The sequence below is a fragment of the Pseudogemmobacter blasticus genome, from assembly GCF_003071405.1.
GTDB classification, from domain to species: Bacteria; Pseudomonadota; Alphaproteobacteria; order Rhodobacterales; family Rhodobacteraceae; genus Pseudogemmobacter; species Pseudogemmobacter blasticus.
The window spans coordinates 627,939-644,077 of record NZ_CP020470.1 but is presented as its reverse complement, the minus strand read 5'-3'; the positions used below and the strand labels follow the sequence as shown (position 1 = coordinate 644,077).

Here is a 16,139-nt window from a genome sequence, read left to right as displayed (position 1 = left end):
CACCTGTCGGTCCGCCCGGACCTGAACCGGGCGGCCACCCTTTACCTGCCCCGAACCTCCGCCTAGGTTCGGCGGAAGTGTGGAGGGGGCAATGGCGCCGAAACCTGTGGACCAGTTGACCGAGACCGAGGCGCGGGCAGAGCTTGCCGACCTTGCCGCCCGCCTTGTAGCGGCGAATGAGGCCTATCACACCCTTGATGCCCCCGAGATCAGCGATGCCGACTATGACGCGCTGAAACGGCGCAACGCCGAAATCGAGGCCCGGTTTCCCGGCCTGAAGCGCGCCGACAGCCCGTCAGATCAGGTGGGCGCGGGGGTGGCTGACGGCTTTGGCAAGATCACCCATGCCGTGCGGATGCTGAGCCTGGAAAATGCGTTTGAAGATGGCGATGTGGCCGATTTCGAAGACCGGGTGCGCAAGTATCTTGGGCTTGAGGGGCCGCTGCTGTTCACCGCAGAACCCAAGATCGACGGGTTGTCGCTGTCGCTGCGCTATGAAGGCGGCGTTCTGGTGCAGGCCGCCACCCGTGGCGACGGTGAGGTGGGCGAGAACGTCACCGAAAACGCCCTGACCATTGCCGACATTCCGGCGCGCGTGACAGGCGCCCCTGCGGTGATGGAGGTGCGGGGCGAAGTCTACATGTCCCATGCCGATTTCGCTGCGCTGAATGACAGGCAGGCGGCGGCGGGCGACAAGACCTTTGCCAATCCGCGCAATGCCGCCGCCGGCAGCCTGCGGCAGCTTGATTCCCGTATCACCGCCGCCCGGCCGCTGCGGTTCTTTGCCTATGCCTGGGGCGAACTGTCCGAACCGCTGGCCGCCACCCAGTTCGCCGCCATCGCCCGGCTGCGCGCGATGGGGTTCCAGACCAACCCGCTGACGGCGCTGTGCGATGGTCCTGCGGCCCTGCTGGCGCAGTATCGCGCCATCGAGGCGCAGCGTGCGACGCTGGGCTATGACATCGACGGCGTGGTCTACAAGGTGAACGATCTGGCGCTGCAACAGCGGCTTGGCTTTCGCGCCACAACGCCCCGCTGGGCAATCGCGCACAAGTTTCCCGCGCAACTGGCCTGGACCCGGCTTGAGGCGATCGACATCCAGGTCGGCCGCACCGGCGCGCTGTCGCCGGTGGCGCGGCTGACGCCGGTCACGGTGGGCGGTGTGGTGGTCAGCAACGCCACGCTACACAATGAGGATTACATCGCCGGGCGCGACAATGCCGGCCAGCCCATCCGTGACGGCAAGGACATTCGCGTCGGGGACTGGGTACAGGTTTACCGCGCAGGGGACGTGATCCCGAAGGTGGCGGATGTCGATCTGTCGAAACGCCCCGAGGGCGCGGTGCCCTATGTGCTGCCCGACACCTGCCCCGATTGTGGCAGCCCGGCGATCCGCGAGCCCGGCGATTCCATCCGCCGCTGCACGGGCGGGCTGATCTGCCCGGCCCAGGCGGTGGAAAAGCTGAAGCATTTCGTCAGCCGCGCCGCCTTTGACATTGAAGGTCTGGGGGCGAAGCAGATCGAGCTGTTCTTTGCCGACCCGGACCTGCCGGTGAAGACGCCCGCCGACATCTTCACCCTGGCCGAACGCAACGCCCGCAACCTGATGCGGCTAGAAAACCGCGACGGGTTCGGCAAGCGCAGCGTTGAAAAACTGTTCGCCGCCATCGAGGACCGGCGCAGGATCGCCTTTGAACGCTTCCTCTTCGCGCTTGGCATCCGCCATCTGGGCGAAGTGGCGGCCAAGGATCTGGCGCGGCATTACCTGAACTGGGCTGCCCTTGCCGCTGCGATTGATGCGGCGCACCCCGCCGCGCTGCGCCATCTGGCCGCCGATGAGGCAGAGGCGGCCGAACGGGCCGCCGCCGCCGAAGAGGGGCGGCGTGCGCGGGTGAAAGAGGCGCGCGACAGGGTGTGGGAGACCGATCCGGTGGCGCCGGAGGCGCGCGCCGCCTGGGAGGAGATGCTGTCGATCGAGGGGCTGGGGGCGGTTCTGGCGGCCTCGCTTGTCAGCACGCTGGCACAGGGCAGCCATGAACGCGATGCGGTCGAGGCGCTGGTGGCGCAGTTGCGCGAGATCGTGCCCCCGGTGGCCCGCGCCGCCGCCAGCCCGGTGGCCGGGCTGACCGTGGTCTTCACCGGCACGCTGGAAAAAATGACCCGCGCCGAAGCCAAGGCCCGGGCCGAGGCTTTGGGCGCCAAGGTGGCCGGCAGCGTCAGCGCCAAGACCGACCTTCTGGTCGCCGGGCCGGGGGCAGGGTCCAAGGCGAAGGATGCCGAACGCCTTGGCATCCGCATGATCGACGAGGACGGCTGGCTCGCCCTCATCGGCGCCGCATGAGCCGCCCCGAGATCCTGTTTCCGCTGTTCGCGGATCTGGAAACGCTGGATGGCGTGGGCGAAAAGTCTGCCCGCGCCTTCGAGGCGCTTGAGGTGCGGCGGCCGAAGGATCTGCTGTTCCTGCTGCCCCATTCCGGGGTGGACCGCAGCCGCCGCGACAGCGTGCGCGACGTGGTGCCGCCCACAACGGTAACGGTCGAGGTCGAGGTCGGCCCGCATGTCCCGTCGCGGCGCAAGGGCGGGCCGTATCGGGTGAACGTGCGCGATGCCAAGCTGGACTGGGCGCTGGTCTTCTTTCACGCCCGGGCCGACTATCTGCAAAAACTGCTGCCGACCGGCCAGCGCCGGGTGGTTTCGGGCAAGGTCGAACTGTTCGACGGGCTGGCGCAGATGGTTCACCCCGACCATGTGCTGCGGCCCGAGGAGGCGGGCGATCTGCCGGCCTATGAGCCGGTTTATCCGCTGACGGCGGGCATCACGCAGAAGCTGGTGCAGAAGGCCGTGGCCTCAACCCTGGCGCGGACACCGCCATTGCCGGAATGGATCGACCCCGGCCTGAAGGCGCGCGAGGGGTGGCCTGACTGGCGTGATGCGGTCGAGGCGGTTCATGCGCCGAAGGATGCCGCCGCGGTGGCGCCCGACCATCCGGCACGGCAGCGGCTGGCCTATGATGAGCTGTTTGCCCATCAACTGACGCTGTCGCTGGCCCGCCAGACCCTGCGGCGCGGCAAGGGCATTGCCAGCATCGGCACCGGCGCCTTGCAGCGCAAGGTGCTGGACAGCCTGCCCTATGCCCCCACCGCCGCGCAGATCCGCGCGGTGGCCGAGATTGCCGAGGACATGGCATCAGGCCTGCGGATGAACCGGCTATTGCAGGGTGATGTGGGGGCGGGCAAGACGCTGGTCGCCTTCCTTGCCCTGCTGATCGCGGTCGAGGCGGGCGGGCAGGGCGCGCTGATGGCGCCGACCGAAATCTTGGCCCGTCAGCATATGGAGGGGCTGCAGCCGCTGGCTGCCGCGGCAGGGGTGCGGGTGGACATCCTGACCGGGCGCGACAAGGGGGCAGACCGCGCGGCCAAGCTGGCCGATCTGGCGGCGGGGCGGATCGACATCCTGCTGGGCACCCATGCGATCTTTCAGAAGGATGTGGCGTTCCATGACCTGCGGCTGGCGGTGGTGGATGAACAGCACCGCTTCGGCGTGGCGCAGCGGATGGAACTGGGCGCCAAGGGGCAGGCGGTCGATGTGCTGGTGATGACGGCAACGCCGATCCCGCGCAGCCTGGCGCTGGCCAGCTATGGCGACATGGATGTCTCGGTGCTGGACGAGAAACCGGCGGGGCGGAAGCCGATCCGCACCGCGCTGGTGTCGGACGCGCGGATGGATGAGGTGGTGGGGCATCTGACCCGCGCCATTACCGAAGGGCGGCAGGCCTATTGGGTGTGTCCGCTGGTCGAGGAAAGCGAGGTGGTCGATCTTGCCTCGGCGGTCGAGCGGTTCCAGCACCTGCGCGCCGCCTTGGGAGAGGGCCGCGTCGGACTGGTGCATGGCCAGATGCCGCCGGCCGAGAAGGACGCCGCGATGGCGCGCTTCGTCTCCGGCGAAACCGCCGTGCTGGTGGCGACCACGGTGATCGAGGTGGGCGTGAACGTGCCCAATGCCAGCATCATGGTCATCGAGCGGGCCGAGACCTTTGGCCTGGCGCAACTGCACCAGATGCGTGGCCGGGTCGGGCGGGGTACGCAGGAGTCGACCTGCCTGCTGCTTTATCAGCCGCCGCTGAGCGAGGGGGGCGAGCGCCGCTTGAAGACGATCCGCGACACCGAGGACGGTTTCCGCATTGCCGAGGAAGATCTGGCGATGCGGGGCGCGGGTGATCTGATCGGCACCGCGCAATCCGGCCTGCCCCGGTTCCGGGTGGCCGATCTGGAACGGCAGTCGGGCCTGATGGCGGTGGCCCAGATGGACGCGCGTGCCCTGCTGACCACCGATCCGGGCTTGCAGGGCGCGCGGGGCAAGGCCGCCCGCACACTTCTGTGGCTACTGGATCAGGACCGGGCGATCCGGCTGATCACGGTCGGATAAGCCCGCCAGCGGGCCTTCTGCGGGGGTGTTCCCCTTTCGACCCCAAATGTTCCTAAAAAGTTCTTTACAGGTGTTCCGCAATGTGAGAACAATAAGGCAACAAAGGTTAATGGAGCACCGCCATGATCGCCCGCCTGAAAGCTGCCGTCACCCGGTCCGAGGTTTCGTTGGTTGAGGACATCCTTGGCGTGACCGTCCTTTTTGCCGTGCTGTTTGCCGCGCTGGCGCTGCCCGGCACCGTCTGATCCGTTTCTGCCTGCGGTCTGTCCCCAAGGCGCCTGCGTAACCCGTCTGTCCCGATTGCGGTTTCTGCCTCTCGCGCGCCTCAGACACGCTCCTGCCGCCGCCACCGCAACCCGGTGCGCGGCGGTTTTTTTTAGGTGGCGGCCTCTGCCGCGGCGCAGGCCGCACAGGCCGCCTCCAGCGCCAGCAGGATAGAGGCATGGCGATTCTTGTAATCGCGCGCCGGGGTCAGCACTTCGTAGCCGTCAAACGGCGCGGCAGGGACGGGGCCGCCCTGCAACATGGCACGCAGCGCCTCGCGGGCGGCCTCCAGTTCGGCCCGGCTGCGGCCGATCACCACCCGCCCCAGAATCGCCGCCGAGGCCTGGCCAAGCGCGCAGGCCTTCACATCCTGCGCAAATTCGGCCACCCGGCCGTCGCGCAGCACCACATCGGCGGTCACGGTCGATCCACAGAGCGGCGAGCGTTTGCGCGCGCTGCCCTGCGGGGCGGATAGGTGGCCCAGATGCGGAATGTCGGTCGTCAGCGCCAGGATGCGCCCCGAATACAGCTTCACAAGATCGGCGTCGCTCATCCCTTGCCCTCCGCAAGGCCCCTATGTAATGCCAGCCGCACCCCCCGCCAAGGAGAACCGCCATGGCTTTCGATCCGTCCAGCCTGAAATACGATGCCGCGGGGTTGATCCCCTGCATCGCGCAGGACCATGCCACGGGCGAAGTGCTGATGCTGGCCTGGATGAACGCCGATGCCGTGGCGCGCACGCTGGAAACCGGCCGGGTCACCTATTGGAGCCGGTCGCGCGCCGCGTTCTGGATCAAGGGCGAAACCTCGGGCCATGTGCAGCGGCTGGTCGAACTGCGGCTGGATTGCGACCGCGATTGCCTGCTGGCGCTGGTCAACCAGACCGGCCCGGCCTGCCACACCAACCGGCGGTCCTGTTTCTACACCGCGGTTCGGGAGGGTGACGAGGTGGTGATTTCCCAGCCGATGGCCTGAGGGGCAAATTCCTTCGAAGGAATTTGCAGGTTTCTTCGAAGAAACCTGTCAGAGGCCGATCATCTGCCGGATGTCCTGGGGTAACATTCCATCGGCCCGGTAATTCGCCAGGGCGCGGGCATCATCCCGCTTGGCCAGCCGCTTGCCGGCCTCATCCCGGATCAGGCGGTGGTGGTGATAGGCCGGGGTCGGCAGGTCCAGCAGGCGTTGCAGCACGACATGGATCGCGGTCGCCTCGAACAGGTCTTCGCCACGGGTGACCTCGGTAATGCCCTGCGCGGCATCGTCCACCACCACCGCCAGATGGTAGGAGGTGCCGATGTCCTTGCGCGCCAGCACGATGTCGCCCACTTCCCGGCACAGGGTCGGCCCGTCGAAGTTGTGAAGGCCGGGGCGCGTGCCACTGTCGGTGAAGGTGACAGTGCCCAGCCGGCGCATCGCCGCCGCCATGTCCAGCCGCACCGCGCCGCTGGCGTGCCCCTTGCTGCGGCAGGTGCCGGGATAGACCGGCCCGTCCGGCCCCATCACCGTGGCCCCTTCCTGCGGGGCGGACAGGGCGGCGCGGATGTCGCCGCGTGTGCAGGTGCAGGCATAGGTCAGCCCAAGCCCGGTCAGCCGGTCCAGCGCCGCGCGATAGGCGGGCAGGCGGTCCGACTGTCGCATGACCGGGGTTTCCCAGCGCAGCCCCAGCCAGGCCAGATCGTCAAGGATCGCGGCCTCCCATTCCGGTTTGGACCGGGCGGTGTCGATGTCCTCGATCCGCAACAGGAAGCGGTCGCTACGTTCGGCGGCCACCAGCGCGGCATAGGCATGGCCCAGATGCAACGGGCCAGTGGGTGAGGGCGCGAAGCGCGTTACCCGAGCCATGCGAGGAAGGCTTCCTTCGCCCGGTCGGTATAGGCTTTGTAGCGATCCTTGCGCCCCTTGCGGCCGCCCTTGGCATCAATCGGGGGGAAGAGGCCGAAGTTCACGTTCATCGGCTGGAAGGTCTTGGCCTCGGCCCCGCCGGTGATATGGGTCACCAGCGCGCCCATGGCGGTTTCGGGCGGCGGCGGGGGCAGGGCCTGCCCTAGCAGTTCCATCGCCGCCATCCGCCCGGCCAACAGGCCCATGGCGGCGCTTTCCACATACCCTTCGACGCCGGTGATCTGGCCGGCAAAGCGGATGTTCGGCCGCGATTTCAGCCGCATCTGTTCGTCCAGCAGCGTGGGCGAATTGATGAAGGTGTTGCGGTGAATGCCGCCAAGCCGGGCGAAACTGGCGTTCTCAAGCCCGGGAATCATACGAAAAACATCGGTTTGCGCGCCATACTTCATCTTCGTCTGGAAGCCGACGATGTTGTAGAGCGTGCCCAGCTTGTTGTCGCGGCGCAGTTGCACCACGGCATAGGGCTTGACCTCGGGCCGGTGGGCATTGGTCAGGCCGACCGGCTTCATCGGGCCGTGGCGCAGCGTTTCGCGGCCGCGTTCGGCCATCACCTCGATGGGCAGGCAGCCGTCGAAATAGCCCGCCGTTTCGCCTTCGTGGAAGGCGGTCTTTTCCGCCGCCAGCAGCGCGTCGATGAAGGCCTCATACTGCGGCTTGTCCATCGGGCAGTTCATGTAGGCGGTCTGTTCCTCGACCGTCTCGCCCTTGTCATAGCGCGACTGCATCCAGGCGACCGACATGTCCACGCTGTCGGCATAGACGATGGGGGCGATGGCGTCGAAAAAGGCCAGCGCCTCGGCCCCGGTGGCGGCGCGGATCGACCGGGCCAGCGCGCCGCTGGTCAGGGGGCCGGTGGCCACGATCCATTGGCCCGTGGGGGGAAGCACGGTCACCTCTTCTTCCGCGACGGACACCAGCGGATGCGACCGCAGCCGTTCGGTCACGGCTTCGGCAAAGGGATCGCGGTCCACCGCCAGCGCCCCGCCGGCGGGCAGGCGGTGGCGGCTGGCCATTTCCATCACCAGCCCGCCCGCCGCGCGCATTTCCCAATGCAGCAGGCCCACGGCATTGCGTTCGTCATCGTCCGATCGGAACGAATTGGAACAGACCATTTCCGCGAAAAGCCCGGTGCGGTGCGCAAAGGTGCCGACCTTGGGGCGCATTTCGTGCAGGACAACGGGAACGCCCAGGCGCACCGCGGCCCAGGCGGCCTCGGACCCGGCCATGCCGCCGCCGATGATGTGAAGAGGCTCTGTCATGGCCGCGTTCTTAGGCGAAGAGCGTGGCCATGGGAAGGCTCAGAACAGGCCCCGCCGGATCAGCACATCCACGGGCTGCGGCGTGTCGAAGGCGCGGTCGGCGACCGGATCGTCGCTGCCCGAGCCGCCGAAGGTCCAGCGCAGGCCCAGTTCGACGCGGGTGTCCGACGGGGCGCCGTCGCGGCCCGAAAGCCCGTCCGTCACCACGGCCAAGGACAGGCTGGCGCCATTGCCGATCCGGTAGCGCAGGCCAAGGGCCAGTTCGTGCGCGACGGCGCGGAAGGCGGTTTCGTCGAATTCGGCCAGCATCGCCGAACCATAGATCTGCAGGCGTTCGGACAGATCATGCGACAGGCTGGCCGAGACGGTCAGGTAATCCAGATCGCTTTCCGACAGGCCAAGCCCGGCCCGGCCTTGTACAACGGTGCGGTCCGACAGCGCCAGCATCCCGGCGACGCCGCCCTGCACCACGGTGAATTCCTCGCCATCCAGATCGGCCACGCCCAGAAAGAAGCCGTATTTCCGGCCCGGCGCGGGGGCAAGGTAAAGGTGGGCGTCCACGGTCAGCCAGGCGCCCGGCGGGCGGTCGGCATAGCCAAGGCCGAATTGCAGGCCATGTGCGTCCGAAATCTTCCAGTCACCCGCCAGCGTGAGGGATTTCTGATGGTCCGAATTCAGCCCGACCGAGACTTCGCCCCAGGTCAGGCCAAGGCTGTCGGACAGGGCGGGCAGGGGCGCGGACAGGGCGAACGAAAGAAAGGCGGCAAGCAACGGGCGAGACATGGGGCACCGGGGGGCTGAACCGGGGGCACCTTCTGATCGCCATGGCCGGAATGGGTGGTCGGGGGCTTCGCCGTCCGCCGGGCCCACGCCCGGTGCCGCCTCTATGCCGGCTGCGGGTGATTCACGAAAGAAAAACCTTAACAGTCGGTTAACGGCGGTGCGGCCCAAAGGGCGGCCCGTTCCGCCATGGCAAAGGCCGCCTCATCCTGACCGGGGGCGAAGCGGCCCAAGGCCGCGGCCTTGAGGAAGAACCCCGCCGCCGGCAACCCGCGCGACAGGCGGCCTTCGCACAGCACTGCCCGGAACGGGCGGCCAAGGGCGGCATCCTGCTCCATCAGGTCTTCAAGGGCTGCGGTCAGTTCGCCCATCCGCAGCCCCAGATCGCGGGCCAACGCGCCGTAGGTCATGGTCTGCCCCGCCGCCGCCAGGGCGGCAAGGCGCAACTCAAGCCTCTTCATCACCCTGTTCGGCCACGCGGGCGACCGAGACCACCTCTTCCTCGCCCTTGGTGTTCAACACCTTGACACCACCGGCGCTGCGCGAGCGGAAGCTGATCTGATCCACCGGCACCCGGATCGACTGGCCGGAAGACGTGGCCAGCATGATCTGGTCGGTGATGTCGACCGGGAACGAGGCCACCAGCGGGCCGCCCCGCATGGCGCCATCCATCGCCTTGACGCCCATGCCGCCACGGCCCCGCACCGGGTAGTCGTGGCTGGACGACAGCTTGCCCGCGCCCATGGCGGTGATGGTCAGGATCAGGTCTTCGGCCGCCGACATTTCGGCATACCGCTCGGTTGAAAGCTGGCCGGCGGCGACGGTCTCTTCCTCGTCATCCGCGTCACCCTCATCTTCGGTCACGCCGGCCATCAGGCGGCGCTGCTTGAGATAGGCTTCCCGTTCTTCCGGCGTGGCCTCGAAGTGGCGGATGATCGACATGCTGACCACGCGGTCGCCCGCCGCCAGCCGGATGCCGCGCACGCCTGTGGAACCACGCGACTTGAACACCCGGATCTCGGTGGTCGAGAAGCGGATGGCGCGGCCGCCGGCGGTCACCAGCATCACGTCATCATTTTCGTCCGCGATGGCGGCATTCACCAGCGACACGCCTTCGGGCAGGTTCATCGCGATCTTGCCGTTCCGCTTCACATTGGTGAAATCGGACAGGTCGTTCTGGCGCACGTCGCCATCGCTGGTGGCAAAGACGATCTGAAGGCTGGCCCAGTCTTCCTCGGGCACGTCCACCGGCATCAGCGCGGCGATGGAAACCCCGGTCTCGATGGGCAGGATGTTGACCATGGCCTTGCCCTTGGCGGTGCGGCCCGCCAGCGGCAGGCGCCAGGTCTTCAGCTTGTAGACCATGCCATCGGTGGTGAAGAACAGCAGCCAGGTGTGCGTGTTGGCGACGAAGAGGGTGGTCACCACATCGTCTTCCTTGGTCTGCATCGAGGCCAGACCCTTGCCGCCACGATTCTGGCTGCGGAATTCGGCCAGCGGCGTGCGCTTGATGTAGCCGCCCGAGGTGATGGTCACGACCATATCCTCGCGCTCGATCAGGTCTTCGTCGTCCAGATCGCCTTCCCAGTCGACGATCTCGGTCCGGCGCGGCACGGCGAACATCTGCTTCACTTCCAGCAGCTCGTCCGAGATGATGCCCATGATCCGGTCGCGCGACGACAGGATGTCGAGATAATCCTTGATCCGCGCCGCCAGCTCTTCAAGCTCGTCGGTGACTTCCTTCACCCCCATTGCCGTCAGCCGCTGCAGGCGCAGTTCCAGAATCGCACGGGCCTGCGCTTCGGACAGGTTGTAGGTGCCGTCTTCGTTGATCGGATGCGTCGGGTCGTCGATCAGCCGGATATAGGCCGCAATGTCATGCGCGGGCCAGCGGCGCGTCATCAGCCGGTCCCGCGCCTCTGCCGGGTCGGCCGAGGCGCGGATGGTGGCAACCACCTCGTCCACGTTCGACACGGCAACGGCCAGACCGCACAGGATATGGCTGCGTTCGCGGGCCTTGCGCAGTTCAAACGCCGTGCGCCGGGCCACAACTTCTTCGCGGAAGGTAATGAAATGGCTCAGGAAGTCGCGCAGGGTCAGGGTTTCCGGGCGACCGCCATTCAGGGCCAGCATGTTGCAGCCGAACGAGACCTGCATCGGCGTGAAGCGGAACAACTGATTCAGCACAACGTCCGGCGTGGCATCGCGTTTCAGTTCGATGACCACACGCACACCGATGCGGTCGCTTTCGTCGGCCACGCCCGAGATTCCCTCGATCCGCTTGTCGCGCACCAGTTCGGCAATCTTCTCGATCATGGCGGCCTTGTTCACCTGATAGGGAACCTCATCCACCACGATGGCCCAGCGGTCCTTGCGGATTTCCTCGACATGGGTCTTGGCGCGGATGATCACGCTGCCGCGGCCTTCAAGATAGGCCTTGCGCGCGCCGGACCGGCCCAGGATCAGCGCCCCGGTGGGAAAGTCGGGGGCGGGCACGATGTCCATCAGCGCTTCCATGCTGATGTCGGGGTTCTGGATCATCGCCAGCGTGGCGTCGATCACCTCGCCCAGATTGTGCGGCGGGATGTTGGTCGCCATGCCGACGGCGATGCCGCCGGCGCCGTTGACCAGCATGTTGGGGAAGCGGGCGGGAAGGACAGTGGGTTCCTTGTCCTTGCCGTCATAGTTGTCCTGGAAATCGACGGTGTCCTTGTCGATGTCAGCCAGAAGGAAGGCGGCGGGCTTGTCCATCCGCACTTCGGTATAGCGCATCGCTGCGGCGGTATCGCCGTCCATGCTGCCGAAGTTGCCCTGACCATCCAGCAATTTCAGCGACATGCTGAAAGGCTGCGCCATGCGGACCAGCGCGTCATAGATCGCGCTGTCGCCATGGGGGTGGTATTTCCCCATGGTGTCGCCCACTGGCCGGGCCGACTTGCGATAGGGCTTGTCGTGGGTATTGCCGGTCTCGCTCATGGCAAACAGGATGCGGCGGTGAACCGGCTTCAGCCCGTCGCGCAGATCAGGGATTGCGCGGCTGACGATCACGCTCATCGCGTAATCGAGATAGGCCGTGCGCATCTCTTGCGCGATGTCGATCTGCGGTCCGTGATAGGTGGGCCGCTCGGGCGTTTCGCCCTGGTTTTCGCTGTTCTCGGGGATATCCGACACGTTCTGCCTTGCCTGCCCCTTTGGGGCCCAGATTTTGTTGGCTGCAAGTTACACCATACCGCAGATGGGGTGCAATGGTGGCGGGCGCGGACTGGCAGCAGCCTTTCGCGTTGAGTGACAATTCATTGAAATCATTGCGAAAAAATATGAATCTGGCAGGATGGCCCAGAGGTGCAGAAAGGAGGCCGCGACGATGCAGGCAAGCGAGACCGAACTGATGCTGAAGGGCTACGGGCTGACGACCGCCGAAATCTACTATCGGATGCCGGATTATAGAAGCGTTATCAATACCTTCGTCTGGCAGGCCTATGATCTGGCGCCGGATTATCCCGAACTGTTCCGATTCATCGAGTTCTGGCAGCAAAGCCTGGACGGGCCGCTTCATTCGGTGCGCTTCACGCATCGCAAGCTGATCTCGCCGGGCGACTGGCGGCATGTGGTGAAAGAGTTCCGGTTGCACTGACAGGCCGCTTTCCGCGCGTCATTGCGGTGGTGTCGGCAAAGCTGTGCTTGCGGCGCAGGTGGGGCGGCGATAGAGCGCCCACGTCATGACCGAAACCTTCCGCCCCGATGCCTTGCCGCGCGCCCTGACCGGCGTGGATGACCTGATCCGCGAGGGTCTGGCCGATCCGGCACATGGCCCGCAGCTTGAGGCGGTGGCGGCCGAGTTCCGCATCCGCATCCCCCCGGCGCTGCCGCGCGACAGTGCTGGGGTGCGCGCGCAGGTGGTGCCCTCGGTGGCCGAACTGACGATCCGCCCCGAAGAACTGGCCGATCCGATCGGCGACGATGCCCATCGCCCGGTGCCGGGCCTGACGCACCGCTACCCGGACCGCGCCATCCTGCACGCCACCCAGACCTGCGAGGTCTATTGCCGTTTCTGTTTCCGCCGCGAGACGGTGGGCGACACCGGCAGCCTGTCCGAAGACGGTTTCGCGCAGGTGCTGGACTATCTTCGCGCCACCCCTGCGGTGCGCGAGGTGATCTTTACCGGGGGCGACCCGCTGGTGCTGTCACCGCGCCGGCTGAGGGCAATGCTGACGGCGCTGGAAGAGATCCCCTCGGTCGAACTGGTGCGGTTCCATACCCGTATGCCCGTGGTCGCCCCCGAAAAGGTAACGCCGGCCCTGGCCGAGGTGCTGGACCGCCGGTTGCCGGTCTGGGTGGTGATCCACACCAACCACCCCGACGAGATCACGCCCGCCGCAGCGGCCGCCTTCCGCAGGCTGACCCGCGCCGGGGTGCCGCTTCTGTCGCAGACCGTGCTGCTGCGCGGGGTGAATGCCGATGCCGACACGCTGGAGTGCCTGTTCCGCAAGCTGATCGCGCATCGGGTGAAGCCGTATTACCTGCACCACCCCGATCTGGCCAAGGGCACCGGCCATTTCCGCCTGCCGCTGGCCGAGGGGCAGGCGATCATGGCCGCCTTGCGGGGCCGGCTGACCGGCATCGCGCAGCCTCTCTATGTGCTGGACCTGCCCGGCGGCCACGGCAAGGTGCCGGTGGGGCCGGGCTATCTGCAACCGGACGGGCAGGGCGGCTGGATTGTGACCGACCCGCAGGGCAACCGGCACAGCTATCGCGACCGCTGAAAATGCGCCTCCGGCGGGGGTATTTGAGCCAAGCGGAAGATGTCTTGCCCGTCCAGTTGGCGAAAATACCCCGGGGGTCCGGGGGCAGCGCCCCCGGCCCCGGTCGGGGTCATTTCGACCGGGTTGGCCGGTCGAACACGTTTTTCCCCCGGGCATGATCTTTCGCACGGTCGGCGCGGCGGGCCAGCCGTTTGCGGTCTGCCGCTGCAAAAGGCATCTGGCAGATGCACAATGGCGCGACCCATTCGCGCAGCCCATGGCATCCGCCATCGGTGCCCGGTAGGATACCGCGCGAAGGAGACCGCCAGATGATCGTCGAGCTAGGCCATTTTGCCCTGATCCTTGCCCTGATGGTGGCAGTCTTGCAGACCGTCGTGCCGCTGTGGGGCGCGCAGCAGCGCAACCCGGCGCTGATGGCGCTGGCGGCCCCCGCCGCGGTGACGCAGCTTGCGCTGGTCGCCTTTGCCTTTGGGGTTCTGACCTGGGCCTTCGTGGTGTCGGATTTCTCGCTGGCGGTGGTGACGGCCAACAGCCACACGCTGAAGCCGATGCTCTACAAGGTCAGCGGCGTCTGGGGCAATCATGAGGGGTCGCTTCTGCTCTGGGTGCTGATCCTGGCGCTGTTCGGGGCGGCGGTGGCGTGGTTCGGGGCCAATCTGCCGGCCACGCTGCGCGCGCGGGTGATTGCGGTGCAGGGGTCCATCGGGGTGGCGTTTCTGGCCTTTCTGATCTTCACCTCAAACCCGTTCTGGCGGCTGGCCGAGCCTCCGTTGAACGGGCAGGATCTGAACCCGCTGTTGCAAGACCCCGGTCTCGCCTTCCATCCGCCGTTCCTTTACCTGGGCTATGTCGGGCTTTCGATGGCGTTTTCCTTTGCCGTCGCCGCCCTGATCGAGGGCCGCGTCGATGCCGCCTGGGCGCGTTGGGTCCGGCCTTGGACGCTGAGCGCCTGGGTCTTCCTGACCATCGGCATCGCCCTTGGGTCCTGGTGGGCCTATTACGAACTGGGCTGGGGCGGGTTCTGGTTCTGGGACCCGGTCGAGAACGCCAGTTTCATGCCCTGGCTGCTGGCGGTGGCACTGCTGCATTCCGCCATCGTGGTGGAAAAGCGGGAATCGCTGAAAAGCTGGACCATCCTGCTGTCGATCCTTGCCTTCGGCTTCTCGCTGATCGGCACCTTCATCGTGCGCTCGGGCGTCATCACCTCGGTCCATTCCTTCGCAAGCGATCCGGCGCGGGGCGTGTTCATCCTGGCGATCCTTGCCTTCTTCACCGGCGGTGCGCTGCTACTTTTTGCGCTGCGGGCCGGGGTGATGGAGGCGAAGGGGCTGTTCGGGCTGGTCAGCCGCGAAAGCGCCCTGGTGGCGAACAACATCCTTCTGGCGGTGTCGGCTTTCGTGGTTTTCATCGGCACGATCTGGCCGCTTCTGGCCGAGGTTGTGATCGGGCGCACCGTTTCCGTGGGCGAGCCGTTCTTCAACGCGGCCTTCACGCCCTTCATCGTGGTGCTGGCGGTGATCCTGCCGGCGGGGGCGATGCTGGCGTGGAAGCGCGGCAATCTGGGCCGGGCGCTGGCGGGGCTTGGGCCGGTGCTGGTGCTGGCCGTTGCCTTGGGCGGGCTGGCCTTTGCGATGCAGACCGGACGGTCGGCGCTTGGCCCGGTGGGCGTGGCGCTTGCGGCCTGGGTGGTGCTGGGGGCTGCGCTTGACCTGTGGAGCCGCACCGGCCGCGGCGGAAACCGGCTTGGCAGGCTGTTCCGCCTGCCAAGGGCAGACTGGGGCAAGGCCACCGCCCACGCCGGCCTGGGCATCGTGATCTTCGCCGTGGCCGCGCTTCATTCCTGGAAGGTCGAGGTTATCCGCGTGGCCCAACTGGGCGAGACATTCCCCCTTGGCGCCTATGAGATCACGCTCAAGGATGTGCGTCAGGTTCCGGGGCCGAACTACACCTCGACCATGGCCGAGATGGTGGTGACCAAGGCCGGCGCGGCGGTGGCGACGCTTTATCCCGAAAAGCGGGTCTATCCTGTGCAGGCGATGCCCACGACCGAGGCCGCGATCCATCAGGGCGCCTTCCGCGATCTTTATCTGGTGATCGGCGATCCCCAGCCGGCCGGTGGCTGGGCGGTGCGCGGCTATATCGAGCCTTTCGCAAGCTGGCTGTGGACCGGCTGCGCGCTGATGGCGCTTGGCGGGTTGCTCAGCCTGACCGACCGCCGCTATCGCGTGGCGGCCGGGGCGGCCAAGACCCGGCTGGCCGGAGTGCCCGCCGAATGACCGCCCTCCGCGCTGCCCTTCTGGCCCTGCTGCTGGCCGCCACGCCTGCGCTTGCGGTGCAGCCCGACGAGATGCTGGCCGATCCCGTACTTGAGGCGCGGGCGCGCGACATCAGCCGGCAGATCCGCTGCCCTGTCTGTCAGGGCGAATCCATCGACGATTCCAACGCCGCGATCAGCCGCGACCTGCGCATCATCATCCGCGAGCGGCTGACCGCCGGGGACAGCGACGAACAGGTGATCGACTTTCTGGTCGACCGCTATGGCGAATTCGTGCTGTTCAACCCGCGTGTCAGCGGATCGAACCTGATCCTGTGGCTGGCCGGCCCCGCGATGCTGCTGGTGGCCGGCGGCATTGCCTTTGCCACCTTTCGCCGCAAACCCACGCCCGAGGATGGCCTTTCCGCCGATGAACAGGCGCGGCTGGAGGAAATCCTGAAGAAGTGACGCCGCGTTCCCCTTTGCGGGCCG

At 66.9% G+C, this 16,139-nt stretch carries 14 protein-coding genes; 8 read left to right on the top strand and 6 right to left on the bottom strand.

The genetic code is table 11. The features are described 5' to 3' along the window. Window positions 1-91: 91 nt before the first annotated feature. The 3 genes from ligA to B6K69_RS18530 all read left to right on the top strand — a co-directional run bounded on the left by ligA (window position 92) and on the right by B6K69_RS18530 (window position 4,670). Entirely contained in the window at window positions 92-2,341 is a 2,250-nt protein-coding gene (ligA, locus tag B6K69_RS03075) for an NAD-dependent DNA ligase LigA (RefSeq protein ID WP_108642740.1), read from the top strand. Next, on the top strand, window positions 2,338-4,425 hold the full coding sequence (gene recG / locus B6K69_RS03070; RefSeq protein WP_108642739.1) for an ATP-dependent DNA helicase RecG: 2,088 nt from the start codon (window positions 2,338-2,340) through the stop codon (window positions 4,423-4,425). Before ligA ends, recG begins: the two co-directional genes overlap by 4 nt. Window positions 4,426-4,547: 122 nt before the next feature. Further along, a complete protein-coding gene (locus B6K69_RS18530; protein ID WP_257791674.1) occupies window positions 4,548-4,670 on the top strand; it encodes a hypothetical protein in 123 nt (40 codons plus the stop codon). Between the two features lie 131 nt (window positions 4,671-4,801). Here B6K69_RS18530 and B6K69_RS03065 read toward each other — a convergent pair whose 3' ends face one another. Further along, complete coding sequence (locus tag B6K69_RS03065) at window positions 4,802-5,242, bottom strand: iron-sulfur cluster assembly scaffold protein (protein WP_108642738.1); 441 nt, start codon at window positions 5,240-5,242, stop codon at window positions 4,802-4,804. Between the two features lie 62 nt (window positions 5,243-5,304). Between B6K69_RS03065 and hisI the strand changes: the two genes are divergently transcribed. Then, window positions 5,305-5,664, top strand: coding sequence for a phosphoribosyl-AMP cyclohydrolase (hisI, locus tag B6K69_RS03060; protein WP_108642737.1), 360 nt, complete (start codon window positions 5,305-5,307; stop codon window positions 5,662-5,664). 48 nt (window positions 5,665-5,712) lie between these two features. Here the strand turns inward: hisI and gluQRS are convergent, their stop codons facing one another. The 5 genes from gluQRS to gyrA all read right to left on the bottom strand — a co-directional run bounded on the left by gluQRS (window position 5,713) and on the right by gyrA (window position 11,801). Next, window positions 5,713-6,531, bottom strand: a complete 819-nt coding sequence (gene gluQRS / locus B6K69_RS03055) for a tRNA glutamyl-Q(34) synthetase GluQRS (RefSeq protein WP_108642736.1) — start codon at window positions 6,529-6,531, stop codon at window positions 5,713-5,715. After that, on the bottom strand, window positions 6,519-7,850 hold the full coding sequence (trmFO, locus tag B6K69_RS03050) for a methylenetetrahydrofolate--tRNA-(uracil(54)-C(5))-methyltransferase (FADH(2)-oxidizing) TrmFO (protein WP_108642735.1): 1,332 nt from the start codon (window positions 7,848-7,850) through the stop codon (window positions 6,519-6,521). Before trmFO ends, gluQRS begins: the two co-directional genes overlap by 13 nt. 39 nt (window positions 7,851-7,889) lie before the next feature. Beyond that, window positions 7,890-8,633 carry a hypothetical protein gene (locus B6K69_RS03045; protein WP_123876522.1) on the bottom strand — a complete coding sequence of 248 codons (744 nt, stop codon included), beginning with the start codon at window positions 8,631-8,633 and terminating at the stop codon, window positions 7,890-7,892. Window positions 8,634-8,770: 137 nt separating this feature from the next. Continuing rightward, the gene (locus B6K69_RS03040) at window positions 8,771-9,091 is read right to left on the bottom strand and encodes a hypothetical protein (RefSeq protein WP_123876521.1); all 321 of its coding nucleotides are present in this window, start codon (window positions 9,089-9,091) and stop codon (window positions 8,771-8,773) included. After that, complete coding sequence (gyrA, locus tag B6K69_RS03035) at window positions 9,078-11,801, bottom strand: DNA gyrase subunit A (RefSeq protein WP_108642732.1); 2,724 nt, start codon at window positions 11,799-11,801, stop codon at window positions 9,078-9,080. The genes B6K69_RS03040 and gyrA overlap by 14 nt, the downstream gene beginning before the upstream one ends. A 193-nt stretch (window positions 11,802-11,994) precedes the next feature. On the opposite strand from gyrA, the gene B6K69_RS03030 reads away from it, so the two are divergent. From B6K69_RS03030 to B6K69_RS03015, 4 genes are all read left to right on the top strand, one after another. Further along, the gene (locus B6K69_RS03030; protein WP_107673843.1) at window positions 11,995-12,264 is read left to right on the top strand and encodes an usg protein; all 270 of its coding nucleotides are present in this window, start codon (window positions 11,995-11,997) and stop codon (window positions 12,262-12,264) included. Window positions 12,265-12,349: 85 nt separating this feature from the next. Further along, entirely contained in the window at window positions 12,350-13,393 is a 1,044-nt protein-coding gene (locus B6K69_RS03025) for a lysine-2,3-aminomutase-like protein (RefSeq protein WP_108642731.1), read from the top strand. A gap of 308 nt (window positions 13,394-13,701) precedes the next feature. Then, window positions 13,702-15,669, top strand: coding sequence for a heme lyase CcmF/NrfE family subunit (locus B6K69_RS03020; RefSeq protein ID WP_108642730.1), 1,968 nt, complete (start codon window positions 13,702-13,704; stop codon window positions 15,667-15,669). Continuing rightward, window positions 15,666-16,115 carry a cytochrome c-type biogenesis protein gene (locus B6K69_RS03015; RefSeq protein ID WP_107673840.1) on the top strand — a complete coding sequence of 150 codons (450 nt, stop codon included), beginning with the start codon at window positions 15,666-15,668 and terminating at the stop codon, window positions 16,113-16,115. The genes B6K69_RS03020 and B6K69_RS03015 overlap by 4 nt, the downstream gene beginning before the upstream one ends. Window positions 16,116-16,139 lie beyond the last annotated feature (24 nt).